This is a genomic window from bacterium, assembly GCA_035281585.1.
Classification (GTDB): domain Bacteria; phylum UBA10199; class UBA10199; order DSSB01; family DSSB01; genus DATEDP01.
Genome location: DATEDP010000156.1, coordinates 1 through 16491, shown reverse-complemented (window position 1 = coordinate 16491; position 16491 = coordinate 1). Strand labels below are relative to the sequence as shown.

At 61.1% G+C, this 16491-nt stretch carries 16 protein-coding genes and 1 tRNA gene; 11 read left to right on the top strand and 6 right to left on the bottom strand.

All coding sequences use genetic code 11. The annotated features are described in order from the left end of the window. The first annotated feature begins 226 nt into the window (after positions 1-226). The 3 genes from VJR29_14065 (at position 227) to VJR29_14055 (ending at position 2702) form a co-directional block, all read left to right on the top strand. A tRNA-Met gene (locus VJR29_14065) sits at positions 227-300 on the top strand. A 124-nt stretch (positions 301-424) separates the two neighbouring features. Continuing rightward, positions 425-1741, top strand: coding sequence for a ribosome biogenesis GTPase Der (der, locus tag VJR29_14060; GenBank protein HKY64528.1), 1317 nt, complete (start codon positions 425-427; stop codon positions 1739-1741). Positions 1742-1856: 115 nt separating this feature from the next. Continuing rightward, positions 1857-2702: a YihY/virulence factor BrkB family protein gene (locus VJR29_14055; GenBank protein ID HKY64527.1), complete on the top strand. Its 846-nt coding sequence runs from the start codon at positions 1857-1859 to the stop codon at positions 2700-2702. On the opposite strand, the gene VJR29_14050 is transcribed toward VJR29_14055, so the two are convergent. Continuing rightward, positions 2596-3420 carry an alpha/beta fold hydrolase gene (locus VJR29_14050; GenBank protein HKY64526.1) on the bottom strand — a complete coding sequence of 275 codons (825 nt, stop codon included), beginning with the start codon at positions 3418-3420 and terminating at the stop codon, positions 2596-2598. The two genes, VJR29_14055 and VJR29_14050, sit on opposite strands and share 107 nt — an antisense overlap. Position 3421: 1 nt before the next feature. Then, positions 3422-3928 carry a BCAM0308 family protein gene (locus VJR29_14045; GenBank protein ID HKY64525.1) on the bottom strand — a complete coding sequence of 169 codons (507 nt, stop codon included), beginning with the start codon at positions 3926-3928 and terminating at the stop codon, positions 3422-3424. A gap of 117 nt (positions 3929-4045) precedes the next feature. Here VJR29_14045 and VJR29_14040 point away from each other — a divergent pair, with 117 nt between their 5' ends. From VJR29_14040 to VJR29_14025, 4 genes are all read left to right on the top strand, one after another. Beyond that, on the top strand, positions 4046-4465 hold the full coding sequence (locus VJR29_14040) for an archease (GenBank protein HKY64524.1): 420 nt from the start codon (positions 4046-4048) through the stop codon (positions 4463-4465). 9 nt (positions 4466-4474) lie between these two features. Then, positions 4475-5923 (top strand): RtcB family protein, encoded by a 1449-nt coding sequence (locus VJR29_14035; protein ID HKY64523.1) that lies wholly within the window; start codon positions 4475-4477, stop codon positions 5921-5923. Positions 5924-5929: 6 nt separating this feature from the next. After that, the gene (locus VJR29_14030; protein HKY64522.1) at positions 5930-6946 is read left to right on the top strand and encodes a CNNM domain-containing protein; all 1017 of its coding nucleotides are present in this window, start codon (positions 5930-5932) and stop codon (positions 6944-6946) included. Between the two features lie 356 nt (positions 6947-7302). Continuing rightward, positions 7303-7857, top strand: a complete 555-nt coding sequence (locus tag VJR29_14025) for a M23 family metallopeptidase (protein ID HKY64521.1) — start codon at positions 7303-7305, stop codon at positions 7855-7857. A gap of 173 nt (positions 7858-8030) precedes the next feature. On the opposite strand, the gene VJR29_14020 is transcribed toward VJR29_14025, so the two are convergent. Beyond that, complete coding sequence (locus tag VJR29_14020) at positions 8031-8210, bottom strand: hypothetical protein (GenBank protein HKY64520.1); 180 nt, start codon at positions 8208-8210, stop codon at positions 8031-8033. A gap of 193 nt (positions 8211-8403) precedes the next feature. Here VJR29_14020 and VJR29_14015 point away from each other — a divergent pair, with 193 nt between their 5' ends. Beyond that, entirely contained in the window at positions 8404-8733 is a 330-nt protein-coding gene (locus tag VJR29_14015; protein HKY64519.1) for a hypothetical protein, read from the top strand. On the opposite strand, the gene VJR29_14010 is transcribed toward VJR29_14015, so the two are convergent. Together VJR29_14010 and VJR29_14005 are read right to left on the bottom strand one after the other, a co-directional pair. Then, positions 8730-9596 (bottom strand): diadenylate cyclase, encoded by an 867-nt coding sequence (locus tag VJR29_14010; protein ID HKY64518.1) that lies wholly within the window; start codon positions 9594-9596, stop codon positions 8730-8732. The two genes, VJR29_14015 and VJR29_14010, sit on opposite strands and share 4 nt — an antisense overlap. 108 nt (positions 9597-9704) lie before the next feature. Further along, positions 9705-10976, bottom strand: coding sequence for a Glu/Leu/Phe/Val dehydrogenase (locus VJR29_14005; GenBank protein HKY64517.1), 1272 nt, complete (start codon positions 10974-10976; stop codon positions 9705-9707). 281 nt (positions 10977-11257) lie between these two features. Between VJR29_14005 and VJR29_14000 the strand changes: the two genes are divergently transcribed. Further along, positions 11258-12880, top strand: coding sequence for a cytochrome c biogenesis protein CcdA (locus VJR29_14000; GenBank protein HKY64516.1), 1623 nt, complete (start codon positions 11258-11260; stop codon positions 12878-12880). Positions 12881-13107: 227 nt separating this feature from the next. Beyond that, positions 13108-14886 carry a GAF domain-containing sensor histidine kinase gene (locus VJR29_13995; GenBank protein HKY64515.1) on the top strand — a complete coding sequence of 593 codons (1779 nt, stop codon included), beginning with the start codon at positions 13108-13110 and terminating at the stop codon, positions 14884-14886. Positions 14887-14956: 70 nt separating this feature from the next. Here VJR29_13995 and VJR29_13990 read toward each other — a convergent pair whose 3' ends face one another. After that, positions 14957-15517, bottom strand: coding sequence for a DNA-3-methyladenine glycosylase I (locus VJR29_13990; protein ID HKY64514.1), 561 nt, complete (start codon positions 15515-15517; stop codon positions 14957-14959). A 101-nt stretch (positions 15518-15618) separates the two neighbouring features. Here VJR29_13990 and greB point away from each other — a divergent pair, with 101 nt between their 5' ends. Further along, positions 15619-16179 (top strand): transcription elongation factor GreB, encoded by a 561-nt coding sequence (gene greB / locus VJR29_13985; protein ID HKY64513.1) that lies wholly within the window; start codon positions 15619-15621, stop codon positions 16177-16179. Positions 16180-16491: the final 312 nt, after the last annotated feature.

Sequence of the window (16491 nt, the reverse complement as noted above, 5' to 3'; positions counted from 1 at the left end):
CATCTTGGATTATTTAGTGACCTCCGGCTCCGCCGGCAATAAGCTCTTGGTGGCGGTTCGGATGCGCGACCAGGGCTTCTTCGAAGGGGTGGGGAAGAAGAAGGACTCGGTCCTGCTGGTCTATGATTTAAATTGACAGGCAAGGCCTGTCATCCCGAGCGCCAGCGAGGGATCCCATACCCACCAACGAGGTATGGGATTCCTCGCTTCGCTCGGAATGACATTCGGCGGTGTAGCTCAGTTGGTTAGAGCAGACGGTTCATATCCGTCGTGTCCGGGGTTCGAATCCCTGCACCGCCATTATTCGCCGACACGGGCAAAGCCCGTATCGGCTAAAGCCCAGGGGGCGAAGCTTCTCCCCCTTCAACCCCCAAAAGACGGGGGAGGGGATAAACCGCATCGTTAGTATGCGGTTTTTTTCTTTATGAGCCAGGAACTACCCAAGATCGCCATCGTCGGCCGGCCCAACGTCGGCAAGTCGACGCTCTTCAACCGCCTGATCGGGCGGCGCCAAGCCATCGTCGACGACATTCCCGGCGTCACCCGCGACCGCCAGTACGGCGTCAGCGATTGGGGTCGCCGGAAATTCCGGGTCATCGACACCGGCGGCTTCGTTCCCGAAGCCGGCGGCGACAGTCTGGAGAAGAACGTCCGCGAGCAGGCTCTCTTGGCGGTGGAAGAGGCCGACGTCGTGGTCTTCGCGGTCGACGGCCGCTTCGGCCTGACCCCGGCCGAGGAGTCCTTGGCCAAGCTCCTGCGCAAGCAGAAGAAGCCGGTCATCCTGGCGGTCAATAAGATCGACTCCGCCGAGCAGGAGAGCAAGGTCGCCGAGTTCTATCGCCTCGGCTTCGACAAGACCGTCGGCGTCTCGGCCGAGACCAGCCGCGGCGTCAGCGACATGCTCGACGCCTTGGTCGAAGCGCTGCCGGAGACGGCGCCGAGCGAAGAGACCAGCACCGACCTCAAGCTGGCCATCTTAGGCCGGCCCAACGTCGGCAAATCGACGCTGCTCAACGCCCTGATGGGCGAGGAGCGGGCGGTGGTCCACCACCAAGCCGGGACCACCCGGGACCCGCTCAACATCCGTTTGAACCGCGGAACCCGGACCCTGGAAATCATCGACACCGCCGGCATCCGCCGCAAGTCCCAGGCCGAGGGCAAGCTCGAGAAGGTCTCGGTCCTCAAGGCCCTGAAGACCGCCGAGAAGTCGCACTTGGTGCTGGTCGTGATCGACGCCGCGCTCGGCCTCACCGCCCAGGACGCCAAGGTCCTGACCTATGCCGAGGAGCGGGGAAGGGCGGTGATCTTGGTCCTCAACAAATGGGACTTGGTTCCGGCCGGCACCAAGATCAAGGATTACAAAGAGGCGATCTTCTCCAAGTACAAGCGGCTGAGCTATGTTCCGGCCATCGCGATCTCGGCCAAGCTCCGCCGGGGGATGAAGAACCTCTTCGAGCTGATCGACCGGACCATTGAGAACTTCCAGCGCCGGGTCGGCACCGGCGAGCTCAACCGGGTCTTTCAGAAGGCCCTCCGTTCCCATCCGGTCCCGACCGAGGGCGGGCAAAACGTCCAGATCTACTATGCCACCCAGTCGGGCTGGTCGCCGCCGACCTTCGTCCTTTTCTCCAATCGGCCAAAACTTGTGAAAGAATCCTATTTACGATATCTAGAGAGGACTTTCCGCGAGCATTTCGATTTCGAAGGCGCGCCGATCCGCTGGCTATTGCGAAAGAAGTAGCCAGGGGCTTCAGCCCCGCCAACGGCGCGCAGCGCCGTCAACGTCGCAAATCACAATGGCGCTGGTGCGCCAGGACGGGGCTAAAGCCCCTCGCTACGAAAGAGACCCGAGGCCCTTGGAACGAATTAGCCAATCCGCCCGAAACATCTACCGAGTCTTCCGCATCGCGTTCCATGAGTTCGGCGTCGACGACGGCTTCAACCTTTCGGCCAGCCTGGCCTTCTTCACCATCCTCTGCGCGACGCCGCTGATCCTGATCGTCATCTCGGTGGTCGGCCACCTGATCGGCCAGTCCGAATCCTTCTTCCAGCAGATCAGCGCCTGGGTCGAGATGACCATCCCCAGCGCCGGGCCCGATTTCATGACCTTGCTGCGCAGCCTGGTCGACAAGAAGCTGACCAGCGGCTGGATCGGGATCGCCTTCCTCTTTTTCGTCGCTTCCTTTCTCTTCACCAACATCGAGCATCTCCTCGACAAGGTCCTGAAGAGCGGCAAGAAGCGCAACTTCTGGCACAGCCGGGCCCTCTCGATCGGCTTGATCTTTTTCACCGCCTTGCTCTTCTTCGTCCCGAGCCAGGTCAACCTGCTCACCACTCTGCTGCCGGAGCGTTTCGGCGTGCCCGGCGAGCTTTTCGCCTGGTTCCGCGGCGACGTCGCCTACTTCATCGCCCACGTGGTGATCTTCTTCCTGCTGGTCCGGGTGGTGCCCAACCGCGACATGCACTCCAAAGAGATTCTCCTGGGCGGGCTGTTGTTCGGCGTCCTGACCCTGGTCGCCCGGGTGCTGTTCCGCTGGTACATGGTCTGGGCCATCGAGCGCTACAGCTTCGTCTACGGCTCTCTGACCATCCTGGTCATACTTGTGCTTTGGATTTATTACTGGAGCGTGATTTTTGTTTTTTGCGCGGAAGTAGTGTCCGCGCTGGAGAAATTGTTTGAGCGAGAAGCTCCCGCCGAATGATCCAATAGACCCGCTTCTTCATCAAAAATTCGACGTGGCCGACGTCGCTGAGCTCGATGTTCTTGACGTCGGGACTCTCCGGCAAGACCGGGCTGGGATGGGGGCAGACGTTGTCGCCCTTGGAGAAGACCGAGACCAGCTTGACGCCCTTGGGCCAGGCCTCGCGGTTGATCCGCCGGATGAAGGGCGACATCGGCGTCATCTGGCGGATGCTCTCGGTGAGGAAGGCCAGCGGAGTGAGCAGGCCGAGCATGGCCCAGGGATTGCCGTTGTGGGGCGTGCCCAGGGTGATGAGCTGCTTGACCCGGCGATGGCCTTCAAAGTTCTGGACGTAACAGCGGCCGATCAATCCACCCTTGCTGTGGCCGATCACGGTGAGGCGGTCCTGGATCGAGTAGCGTTTGTAGAGCTTTTCGATCTTGTCGGAGACGTGCTTGGCCAAGACCGGAATGGGCTTGGTGTTGAAAGTGTCGAAGATGCCGCCCAAGTTGAGGCTGAAGACGCTGAAGTCGTCGCGGCGCAGCCGCTTCTCCAGCAGATGGAGGACCCGGCGGGTGCCGCCGTAGCCGTGGAGCAGGAGGACCGGGTTGCGCACCGACTCGAAATTGGTCAGCCGCTCGACTTTGTTCCCCTCGAAGGCGAGGCGGAAGTAGTTCACCGTGCTCTCGGTCTGGCGGCCGATGCGGCGGATGTAGCGTTGCAACCCTTTAAGACCCATTTTAATCCCGGCTCCAACTTACCCGAGCCATCTTTTCCCCACGCGACCATTGGTATTCGACCTCGCCGCGGAAGGCCCGCTTAAGGCTCTTGCCCAAACGCTGAGCCAGCTTCTCGTGGGTGGTGCTGACCAGAAGACCGTGACCGTTGCCCTCGATCTCGATGATCCGCTCCAGGGGATTGAGACCCATGGCCCTTTTCTCTTCGTTGCGCAGCAGGTTGAGAATTTCTTGGCGGTGGTGGGCGAGGAAGCTTCCGCTGAGTTGGACGAAGCCGGAAGCGAAGTGATCGCGGATCTTTTCACAGGCCGGACAGAGGACGGCCTCGCTTTGCTTGGCCTTGGTCAGCGCCTGGAGCTTCTCTTCATCGAAGAACCAATGCTTGTTGTGATAAATCGCCCGGCACTGGCGGCAGTGGGCTAGGTCTTTGGGATGGGCCTTGTTCCAATAGGCATCGTGCGAGTCTTGGCCATTCCGCTCCTGAACCCTGAGACGACCTTTGCCCTTCATAGCAACCTCGTCATTTTAAAGACCCTTCCTCATGCCCTTACCCAAAAACCCCCTAATATCTTAATTTTAGACGACGAACGCGGTGAGTCAAGGTAGTTTAAGCGTGGAGAATGACCCATGGAAAAGCTCTATCGTCCCATCGACCATACCGGCGACCTGGGGGTTGAGATCGAGGCCCCCGATTTCGAGGAGCTGGTCCGCCGGGCTTCCCTGGCCCTTACCGACACCCTGGTTGAGGCCGACCTTGTCCGGGGAAACCGGACCCTCCATTGGACGGTGGAGGCCGGCACCGAGGAGGGCCTATTGGTCGGCCAGCTCCAGGAAATCCTCTTCCGGATGGACGCCGAGGGGCTGGTCTTCGGTGATTTCAAGATCGAACGGCTCTCGCCCCGGAGCCTGAGCTGCAGGGCGGCCGGCGAGCCGCTGGACCGCGAGCGCCATGGTTTCAAAACCGAAATTAAGGCCGTCACTTACCACGGTCTCAAGATCGGGGAGCGCGGAGGAAAAAAGACCGCCCGCCTCATCTTCGACGTGTAAAATGGCTCCGTGAGCTTATCCGCCGATATCGAAAAAGTGAACGACTTTGAGTACCGACTGCCCAAGCGGGGGGCAATGCGGGCCGACGGCGTGGTCTTCGCCTCGCCGGCGATGATGCGCGGCCTGGGCGGCGATCCCAGTCTCGATCAGGTCCGCAACGTCGCGACCTTGCCCGGCATCGTCGGGTCTTCTTTCGCCATGCCCGACATCCACTGGGGCTACGGCTTTCCGATCGGCGGGGTGGCCGGCTTCGATGCCGAGCGCGGCATCGTCTCGCCGGGCGGCGTCGGTTACGACATCAACTGCGGCGTTCGCCTGCTCAAGACCGGCCTCGATCGATCCGAGATCGCCGACAAAGTCCACCGTTTGACCTCGGCTCTCTTTTCTTTCATCCCGGCCGGCGTCGGCTCGCATCGCTTGGGTCACGGCTTTTCCAAGGAAGACTACGCGGGGATCCTGCGCGACGGCGCCCGCTGGGCGGTGGAGCGGGGCCAGGGCGAGGGCGAGGACCTGAGCTACATCGAAGAAGGCGGGCGCCTGCCCCAAGCCGATCCGGAAGGGGTCAGCGGGCGGGCCCGGGAGCGGGGCATGAACCAGCTCGGCACCCTGGGCTCGGGCAATCACTTCGTCGAGCTGGGTTACGTCGACGAGGTCTACGAGCCTCGAATCGCCGACGCGATCGGCCTCTCCAAGGATCGAGTCACTCTGATCATTCACACCGGCTCGCGGGGCTTGGGCCATCAGGTCTGCAGCGACTATCTCGAAACGATGATCGAAGCGGCCCAGAAGTACGGGATCGATTTGCCCGATCCCCAGCTCTGCTGCGCGCCGATCGAATCGGAGGAGGGCCGGAGCTACCTCGGCGCCATGGCCGCCGCCGCCAACTTCGCCTTCGCCAATCGACAGATGATCACCCATTTCGCGCGCCGGGCCTTCGAGGCCGCCCTCGACGCCTCCTCGGCCTCGCTGGCGATGGGGGTGGTTTATGACGTTTGCCACAACATCGCCAAGTTCGAGGAGCATCGGACCGGCGGCGTTTCGCGCCGGGTGCTGGTCCACCGCAAGGGAGCGACCCGCTCCTTTCCGGCGCGTCACCCGGCCTTGCCCGCCGCCTACCGCGAGCTGGGGCAGCCGGTCCTCATTCCCGGCGACATGGGCCGCTATTCCTACGTTTTGATCGGCACCGAGAAGGCCCTGGAAAGGACCTTCGGCTCGACTTGTCATGGGGCCGGCCGGCTGATGAGCCGCAATCAAGCCAAGAAGAGCGTTCATGGCCGCAACGTCGAGCGGGAGCTGAGGGACCAGGGGATCTTCGTCATGGGGGCTTCCCGGGCCACGATCCACGAGGAAGTTCCCTGGGCCTATAAAGACGTCGCCGACGTGGTTGCCGCGGTGGAGGGGGCGGGATTGAGCCGCAAAGTGCTAAGATTGAGGCCTTTGGGCGTGGTTAAAGGATAGCGCTGGATGCTTCAAATCGCGATCGTTTGGATCTGCTTGCTGCTCAATGCGCTGCTCTCGGCCAGCGAGATCGCCTTCGTCTCCGTCAACCGCAAGGTCCTCCGCCAGCTCGAATCCAAATTTCCCCGCCGGGTCCGCCGCCTCGGCCGGCTTCGCCAGGCTCCGGAACGGACCCTTTCGGTGATCCAGCTCGGCATCACGATGGTCGGCTTCGTCTCCGGCGCCGTCAGCGGCGCCGGCATCGAGGAAAGCGCCGTCCCCTGGATGCGTCAACGCTGGGGCTGGGGCGAGACGACGGCGGAGCTGGTCGGCATCGCCTTGGTCGTCATCCCTTTGACGGCCTTGACCGTGCTCTTTGGAGAGCTGGTGCCCAAGGCCTTGGCCCTACGCCGGCCCTATCGGATTGCCATTGCCGTTTCCGGCCTGCTTTGGCTCTTGGACCGGGCCTTCTCCCCACTGATCGCCTTATTCGCCGGCACGACTCGGCGGATTGTTTCCGGCCTCAGCCGGGTTTTCTCTCACGGGCGGATCTCCCAGGATACGGCTCAGGTCGAGGGCGCCGAGGAAATCGATTCCCACCATGAGCGGCTGCTGATCAACTTGGCTGAATTCGAAGGCCGGTCGGTGGGCGAAGTCTTCATCCCCTGGTCCCAGGCGATCTCGGTCGAACGGAGTCAGAGCCTGGAAGAGGTGATCGGCATCGCCATCGATACCGGCCATACCCGGCTGCCGGTTTGCCGTCAGGATCGGGTTCAGGGCCTGGTCCACACCAAGGAGCTGATCGCCTTTGCCAGTCAGGGGGGGACCGATTGGATGCTACTGCTACGGCCCATCCTCCGGGTCCAAGCCTCCGATTCCCTGCTGGGGCTGCTCAAAAGGATGCAGGAGAAGCACAGCCACATGGCCATCGTCGAAAGCGAGGACGGCCGGCCCCTGGGCTTCCTGACCCTGGAAAACCTCATGGAGAGCATCGTGGGCCACATCTACGACGAGGATGACCGGCCGCTGGGACCCTGGAAATAGCCCGCAACCCTTTGCACAAAAATCCGATCATTTCTCCAAGCTGAAAATTTTAAACGAATGGAACGATGCGTTAATTCGCTTTACCTTTCAAGTAGTTGAAATTTCTTGACTCCTTGAAAGGCCTTTGTTACCCCAAAGGCAGACCTGAAACCCGCTGCTGTTTAGTGGGGCGGGGTCATAAAGAAATTTTTAGCCAAAAAAGACAAAAACCGTAACCACGCTGTCCCAAGCTCCTTGAAGAGGCCTAGGCGCCTCCCGGCGGAAACCATTCAAAGAGTGACACCGGCAGCTATCTAGGGGGTCTCTACAGCGGCCAAAGCCACGGCCCCGAGACCCCGACACTGGTGAGGTCAAAAATGAGTAAGTATTTCAGCGGCTTAATTGTCGCCCTTTTGGTCCTGGCGCAAGTCCCGGCCTTCGCCAACATCCCCGCGTCGGATGAAGAGGGCGGTGTGGTTGAGTTCGACCTTTCCTCAGCCCCGGATTTTTTCTTGGAAGATGCCAACGATCTTAGCCCTAGCCTGGGCGCCGACCTCCCCGACATCATGCCTTGCAATGGAGTGGTTACCAGCGATTTTGGTTGGCGCCGGATTTCCCGCCGCCGCGGCCGGATGCACCTGGGCGTCGATATCGCCGCCCCCTATGGATCCCCGATCGTCGCCCCGGCCGATGGCCGAGTCGCCTTCGTCGGCCGCAAAGGCGGCTACGGGCTGACCATCATCCTGGAGCATGGCGGCAACCTCACCACGCTTTTCGCCCACAACTCGGAAATCTTCGTCAAGGAAGGCGACACCGTGCGCCGCGGCCAGAACATCTCGGCCATCGGCATGTCGGGCCACAGCACCGGCCCCCATGTCCATTATGAGATCCGAGTCGACGGCAGCGCCGTCAATCCCGGCAAATATCTCTAAAAAGAAAAACCCCGCTCGGGGCTGGGGCTCTTAAACCCCCCTTTGAAAAAGGGGGGGCTGGGGGGATTTAAAAACCCTCGCAAAGCAAAGGGCTTCGATTTCCTGGCTTCTTTCTTCTAACGACCGCCTTAAATCCCCCTTAATCCCCCTTTTTCAAAGGGGGAAATCATCGGCTATTCTTGGTCCTGGTCCTCGGCTTCGTCATCGATTTGGACGAGCTCGTAATTGTCCGCTTCATCGGGCAGACTCTTCAAATACTTATCGTATTCGGTCGGCTTGATGAGCCCGCGGCTCAAATAGTTGTCGAGGGTTCGGATATCGTAAAGTCTCTCTTCGTTCTTTTTGACGCTCATGCAAAATCCTTTGCGCTGCGGTGATGATGGCGAGCTTTTTAGCCGCGAGCCGGCCGCTTGTCAAGGAAGCCCCACCAGGGGAGCGCTGTCCCAGCCTGAGCCGATTCCTACTGATTGGACAATGGCCGCCTGAATGAAATCAAGAGCTTGCCTTGGTACGCGGCCTGCAATGTCAGGGGGAAAAGGAGGCACTATGCCTGATCCTGTGATCCTATCCCGATGTGTCATCGAAATCGATTTGGAGCAGAAATCCCTGCCCGAAATCAAATGCTGGCGAGACCGTGAGCGCACGGTCAACCCCGACCTCCAAAAGGGGATGACCTGCGAGAGCCGCGTCGAAGTCTTCGAGAAAGACGGCAAGCGGGTCCACGTCTTCGACCGGATTTGCCGGCCCGAAAAGGTCCTGCGGAAGCTGCGACACCAGCCTCATGACAAAGTCATCCGGCAGCTGCGGGAGCTGATGCAGAAGAACGGGGTTCCGCCCCAGGCCAGCCACGGCTCCGGTCCGACGACCACGATCTAGGTTTTTTCGATTTCCATCAGCAGGCTGCCGTTCTTGAAGATCCGGACGTCGCCGGTCGACTCGCTGATCACGATGGCGACGGCGTTGGTGAGCGAGGTGATGCCGGCGGCGGCGAGGTGGCGGCTGCCCAAGCCGCGCTCGATTTCGGCCGAGTCGGCGGTGGCGCCGAGATAGCGGCCGGCGGTGATGACGGTGCCGTCGGAAGAGACGACGAAGGCCCCGTCGAGGGCCGCGAATTCGCGGATCGTCTCCTTCAGCGCCGGGTTGAGGATGTTGCGCTCGTCTTCCTCGTAGCCCTTGAAGGGGTTGATGATCATCTGCTTGCTGAGCTGCATAACCCGCTCGTCGTCGCCCAGGACGAAGATGGTTCCCACCGGCTTGCCTTCCCGGCCCTTGCTGGCCAATTCGATCGCCATGTTGAGGGCCGCCTCGAAAACCTCGGGCTGGACCGACTCGGAAATGCCGACGATGTTCTTGGTGGTGATGACCTCGCTCTCCTTGCCGATCTCGAAGACGGTCAGGGTGTCGAGGGTCATGAGCTGGGAGGTTCCGGTGAGGAAGACCACCTTGGCGCCGTCCTCGACCAAGTGGGTCGAGATGGCGTAGGCCATGGCCAGCTTGACCAGGCCGATGCGGCCGAGCTTGATCTTGGGCACGACGATGTGCTTCGGGTATTTCTCGCTGAACTCTTCATCCTTGGCCGAGCGTTTCTTGGTGACCACGATCAAGTCGCATTCCTTGGGGAGCTCGAGGTCGAGCTCCTCCTCGCCCAAAGCATCGATATAGACGAAGCAGGCGTTGGCTCGGATGCTGCGAGCCAAGGAGGAGGTGTTCTTCAACATGCTCTTGTTCAAGGCTCTCATGCCGGGTGCGATCCTGGGGCTGCGTTTGCTTGGGGTCTTTGCCACGGCTCCAGCCTAGCCGAGACCCCCGGTAGGGCGTCAAATAGAAAGCGTGTGGGGATGACCTCTTTACGGGTAAAAGCCCCGGGTGAGCATCGCTTGGCTGACCTTCTTGATGCCCGACATCAGGGCGGCCTGGCGCATGCTGACCTGGTGCTCCTTGGCGAAGGCGGCGACCGATCGGAAGGCCGAGCTCATGATGTTTTGCAGCTTGTGGTCGATCTCTTTCTCATGCCAGAAAAAATTTTGCAGGTCCTGGACCCACTCGAAATAGGAAACCACCACGCCGCCGGCGTTGGCGAGGACGTCGGGGATCACGAAGATCTCATCGCGATCTTGGAGAATTCTGTCGGCCTCGAGGGTGGTGGGTCCGTTGGCTCCCTCGGCCAGGATGCGACATTGGAGCCGGCGGGCGATGTCGGGCGTGATGGTGCCTTCGGTCGCCGCCGGGATCAGGATCTCGGCATCGATGCAGGCCAGCTCGACGTTGTCGATCGCTTCCCCCTCGGGGAATCCCTCGAGCGCCCGGTGCTGGGTGATCCAGTCGGTGAGGGCTTGATAGGAAAGGCCATTGGGGTTGTAGACCCCGCCCTTGACGTCGCTGACCGCGACGACCTTGACGCCGATCTCCTCCAACATCTTGACCGCCGCCGAGCCGACGTTGCCGAAGCCTTGGACCGCCGCCCGCATCCCGCGGTCGAGCTTTACCCCAAGCTGCTTGGCGGCCTCGATCACGCAGTAAACCACGCCGCGGCCGGTGGCCTCGCGGCGGCCGAGCGAGCCGCCGATGATCACCGGCTTGCCGGTGACGATCTCGGGGATGGCATAGCCCTTGAGCTGGCTGTAAGTGTCCATCACCCAAGCCATGATTTGCTCGTTGGTGCCCATGTCCGGCGCCGGCACATCGACGTCGGGGCCGATGAAGTTGACGATCTCGGAGGTATAACGGCGGGTCATCCGCTGGAGCTCGCCGCGGGAGAGCTGGGTCGGATCGATGCAGACGCCGCCCTTGGCGCCGCCCAGCGGAAGGCTCACCAGGGCGCATTTCCAGGTCATCAGCATGGCCAGGGCGGCGACTTCGCCCAAATTGACCAGCGGATGGTAGCGGATTCCGCCCTTGTAGGGGCCCAAGGTGTCGTTGTGCTGGACTCGGTAGCCCGGGACCACTCGAATCGAGCCGTCGTCATTGCGGAAGGGGACGCTGACGATCAGGGCCTTGTCCGGAACCCGCAGGCGGTAGAGGATATTGGTGTCCAGCGAGAGCTTGGCCGCGGCTTCCTCGAATTGGGCCTGCACTTGCATGAAAAGGGGATTATCCCATTCCGCGGTCAATTTTTTCATACCCAAGCCTTTCCGCCTTGATTTAAGGATAGGGTAACATAGGGAAAAGCGGCGGCCCTAGCGCATTGTCATTCTGCGCGAGGGGGTCATCCTGAGCGAAGCGAAGGATCTTCGACCCGCCAAGAAACTGTGGGACTCAAGAGTCCCTTCGTTTCTCCGGAATCCCCTTAGGATGACCGAAGGGGATTGGTCTTTTCAAAGCGCCTTGGCCAGTCGCAGATCCTTCGCTTCGCTCAGGATGACTGTTGCGTCTAAATCCCATTTTCAGCGTATGAATTGAGATGAAATCCTGGCTTAAAACGATCCTCCCGATCTTCCTTCTTTTTTTTGCCGCACCGCTCCAAGGCCAGGAGCACGATCCTTTCCGGGTCGATTTCCAAGACCAAGTCCGAAGGGTCCGGCCCGGCGACAGCCTGACCTTGGACCTCGGTTTCAAGGTTCCGAAGGGCTTTTATTTATACGACGAGAAGACCTCGGTCCTTTTCGACAAGACCGATGGTTTGAGCTTGATTCAGAGCACTCGGCCCGCCGCCGAGCCGCATCTCGATCCCTTCTTGAAGAAAACGGTGCCGGTCTATTTCCATGACTTCGAGCAGAAGCTGGTCTTGAAGGTCCCGGCCGACGCCAAGCCGGGGCGCCGCACTTTGGAAGCGACGCTCCGCTACCAAGGCTGTTCCGAGGAATTCTGCTACCGCCCGATCAAGCGCACGATCCTCTGGCCGGTCGAAATCTTGCCGAAGGCGGGCGAGATCGTCCCGGCCAAGGCCGCGCCGGCTCCCGGCGGCATTCAAGCCCATCCGGCGGCCGGGCCGCCCCAGCCTTCGCTTTGGGAGCTGTTGAAGGAGTCGAACCCCGAGCGGCTTTTGGAGCAGGGCAAGATCTATCTCTTGGGCTTGGCGGTCTTCGGCGGGATTCTGACTTCCTTCACCCCCTGCGTCTTGCCGATCGTTCCGCTCACCCTCGCTTTCGTCGGCGTGCGGCGGCAGAAGCGCGGCAATTTTCTCAAGGCTCTGGCCCTGGTCGGGGGCATGGTCGCGATGTACTCGGTCTTGGGCTTTTTGGCGGCCTCGCTGGGGCTCAAGCTGGGTTTTCTCTTTCAGAGCCGTTGGTTCCTTCTGCTCACCGCGTTGTTCTTCCTGATTTTCTCCTTGGCCCTCTTCGACTTGATTCCCTTTCGCTTGCCCCAGCGCTGGCATCATCGCCTCAGCCAAAGCGGGGGAGAGGGTTTGGGCGGGACCTTCGTCGCCGGCCTGACCGTCGGGCTGATCGCCTCGCCCTGCGTCGGCCCCCTGATCGGACCCTTGCTGCTCATCGCGGCCCGGGGCCAAGACCGGCTCTACGGATTCCTGCTTTTGCTGAGCTATGGCGTTGGAATGGGCCTCCTCTTCCTGCTCTTGGGCACGCTTTACGGCCGTTTTGGCTCCTTCCTCCGGGGCGGGCGCTGGACTCAGGTCCTCAAAAAGACCATGGCCGTGCTCTTGCTCGCGCCAGCACTCTATTATGGCTATGTCTTCGCCAAGCCGCTCTTCGCCAAGCCGGCCGAGGGTCAATGGGTGCATCAGCTCGAAAAAGGGTTGAGCCTGGCCAAAGAGTCCCGTAAACCTCTGCTGGTCGATTTTTACGCCGATTGGTGCCCGCCCTGCCAGGAGCTGGACCAGCGGACTTTCTCGGCGCCCGAGGTCAAGGCCTTCGCCGAGAACTTCGTGATGGTGAAGGTCGATTGCACCACCGACGATGACCAGTGCCGCAAGGCAACCGAGCGTTACGAGGTGGTGGGCTGGCCGACGGTGCTTTTCTTGGACAGCGCCGGCCGGCCGATTCCCGACGTGAAACTGGTCGGCGGCTTCGCCGACAAAGAACGGATGCTGGAGTTGATGCGTCAAGCCTTGGAGAAGAATCTCTGAAACTCAGCGCTTCCGCCATTCTCGAGGACATCAAGCTGCCGGACTATAAGGGACGGCACGTCTTCACCGCCAAGCTGCGGCTCTGGATCTTCATCGTCTTCTGGGTCATCGGCTCGCTTTATTTCAAGGGACTTTGGCGGAGCGCGCCCTGGATCCCCCTGGTCATCTCGCTGGCCTTCCTCCTGACCGGCCTCTGCTACCGCAACATCCTGCGGCAGCGCTGGCTGATGCCGAGCTTCGTCCTCGAGCTGGCCGCCGACCTGCTCAGCATGACCTTGGTCGTCTACCTGACCGGCGGGCTCAAGAGCAATTACTTCACCCTCTACCTGATGTACTGCGTCGCCGCCGGCATGTTTTACAACTATCAGGTCGCGATCGTCGCCGGCATCCTCGCGCTGCTTTTCTACGGGACCTTGGGCTTGAGCCTCGAGCTGGGCTGGCTCAGGCCCTTCGAATACAACTTCGAGGCCGCCGGCTGGTTCGGCCGGGAGGGCTTCCTCAAGTACGCCAACTACCTACTGCTGCTGATCTTCCTGCCGATCGTGGTTTACGCGGTGAAGATCTCCAACTTTTTCTCGCGTCTCAAAGAAAGGGCGCTGGAGCAGCGCAACAAGCAGCTCATCGCCTTGAACCGGATCTCCTCGACCATTCGGCGGATGATGTCCTCGGAAGAGGTCATCCAGCAGGTCTTGGCCGGGGTGGTCGAAGGCCTGGGCTATGACGTTTGCCTACTGGTGATGCCGGACCGCCGCGAGCCGACCATCGGTTTCTTCATTCCCCAGCACAATCCGCTGATCGAGCAGATCGAGGCCCGGACCGGATTCCGGCTGGCCGAGATGAAGCTCTATCCGGGCAATCCCAACAGCATCTTGACCGCGATCAAGCGCAACCGGGTGGTTTTCCGGCAGGAGCTCTCGGAATTGGTCAAGGGCGTCGGTCCGGCCTGGTCCAAGGAGCTGGCCGACGCGGTCCAGGCCGAGATGGGCTTCAAGAAATTCGTCATCATGCCGCTGGTCGCCGAGCGCCGGGTCATCGGCGCCCTGATCGGCATCTCCAAGGACGAGTTCGTCGACGAGTCGCGGATCGGGGTGCTCGAAAACTTCTCCAACCAGGCCGCGCTGGCCATCGAAAGCGCCCAGCTCTTCGAGGAGATCAAGAACAAGAACTTCGAGCTGGAGCGGGCCAACCGGATCAAGAGCGAGTTTTTGGCCATCATGAGCCATGAGCTGCGGACCCCGCTGACCGCGATCATCGGCTTTTCCGAGCTGCTGATGGAGGAGGTGATGGGCGAGCTCAACGCCGAGCAGAAGGACAGCCTCCGCGAGGTCATCAACAACGGCGAGCACCTCCTTCATCTGATCAACAGCATCCTCGACCTGGCCAAGGTCGAGGCCGGCAAGATGGAGCTGAACCTCGAGGACTTCAGCCTCGAGGACCTCCTGCAAGATGTCGCGGCCACCGTTTCGCCCCTGCTCAAGAAGAAACGCCAGCACTTCGAGCTGAAGGTCGAGAGCCCTTTGCCCATTCTCCACGCCGATTCCCGGAAGGTGAGGCAGATCCTGCTCAACCTGCTTTCCAACGCGATCAAGTTCACGCCCGAGGAGGGCCGGATCCGCCTTTGGGCCCGTTACAGCCCGAATATCCCGGAAGGCCTGCCCGAGGGCAGCGCACTTCAGGCCAACCCCAAAGGTTATTTCAGCCTCTGCGTCGAGGACAGCGGTATCGGCATGGATGCCAAGGACTTGAAGTCGATCTTCAACGTCTTCGAGCAGGTCGACAGCTCTTTCACCCGGCGCTACCAGGGCACCGGCCTGGGCTTGGCCCTCACCAAGCAATTCATCGAGATGCACCAGGGACTGATCTGGGTCGAAAGCGAGCGCGACAAGGGGTCGCGTTTCTCCATGGTCTTGCCGGCGATGGCGCATCGTCCGGTGCTGGCGCCACGGGACAGTCGCAACGGCGAGTCGATCATGCTCGGCGCGAAGCAATTGGTGGAGGGGTTGTAGGGGCGGGCCTTGCGCCCGCCCTCGAGCACGGGCGCCGCTGGGTGGACGGGGACGACCGCAAGGGCCGGCCCTACCGGCTCAATTCGCGATGGCGAAAACATGCAAGCACATGATCGTTGACCATGCCCACCGCCTGCATGTGGGCATAGATGATTGTCGAGCCGACGAAGCTGAAGCCGCGGCGCTTCAGGTCCTTGCTGAAGGCGTCGGAGAGCGGGGTCTTGGCCGGCACCTCTTTCATCGACTTGAAGCGGTTCACGAGGGGCTTTCCGTCGACGAAGCCCCAATGATAATCCGAAAAATTTCCGAACTCCTCCTGGACCTTGAGAAAGGCCTGGGCATTTTTGACCGCACTTTCGATCTTGAGCCGGTTGCGGATGATGCCTTCGTCCTTCAGCAGCCGGGCGATGTCGCGCTTGCCGAAGCGGGCGACCTTCTCCGGATCGAAGCCGGCGAAGGCTTGGCGGTAGTTCTCGCGCCGCTTGAGGATGGTGATCCAGCTCAAGCCGGCTTGGGCGCCCTCCAAGATCAGGAATTCGAAGAGCTTGCGGTCGTCGCGGACCGGCACGCCCCATTCGGTGTCATGGTAGGCGATGTAAACCGGATCTTGGCCGGCCCAGCCGCAACGAATTAGCCCTCCCCCCTCGCGGGGGAGGGTGGCCGAAGGCCGGGAGAGGGGGGTGGGCTTGCTCAAGTCTTGCTTCTCCGAGAAAAACGAGTCATTTCTTTAGCATGAGCAAGGCCTTTGTCAAAGAGCCGGGTGAGGGCGGCGACGATTCCGAAGAGGAAATCGATCCCAATCCGGTGCCCCGCGGCGAGAGGAACTACATGACGCCGGCCGGAGCCGCCCGGCTTCAGGCCGAATTGCACGACCTCCTGCACAAACAACGTCCCGAGATCACCGCGGTCGTCTCTTGGGCGGCCGGCAACGGCGACCGTTCGGAGAATGCCGATTACCTTTACGGGAAGCGACGATTGCGGGAGATCGACCGCCGGATCCGCTTCCTGACCAAGCGCCTGGAGTCGGCCGAGGTCGTCGATCCGGTGAAGGTCGTCTCGGACCGGGTCTTCTTCGGCGCCACCGTCACCGTCGAGGACGAGGATGGGAAGCGCAACACTTACTCGATCGTCGGCATCGATGAGGCCGATCCCGGGCGGGGCAAGATTTCTTGGATCTCGCCGCTTACTCGGGCTTTGCTCAAGGCCAAGGTTGGGGACTTGGTGGCCTTGCGTACGCCGAAGGGTGTTCGCGAGCTGGAAGTCCTGGCGATCGAATACCGCGAAATTTTGTAGCCGGAGAGTCCGTGATACCGCCGGCGCTGGTGTTTCTGCCCGGTCGGGGGTTGGGGGCGGGGACCCTTCTCAAAATTCTGCCCGGTCGGGCTGCTCAGGCCGAGAAATCCGCTTCGCAATAAAACTTAGGGGCTTCCTTCGTCAGCCCCTAAGTTTTTTGCTCCGACGGATTTCTCGGCCTTCGTACGCCCTCCCTCCTGCAGAGATATTTTGGGAGAGGTATCCGTACCCGGCCCCCAACCTACCTTTGTGGTGTGCTAGAACTTTCTTTTTTCGATTTCTTCGAAGCGTTTGCGCAGCGTTGGCGGGATC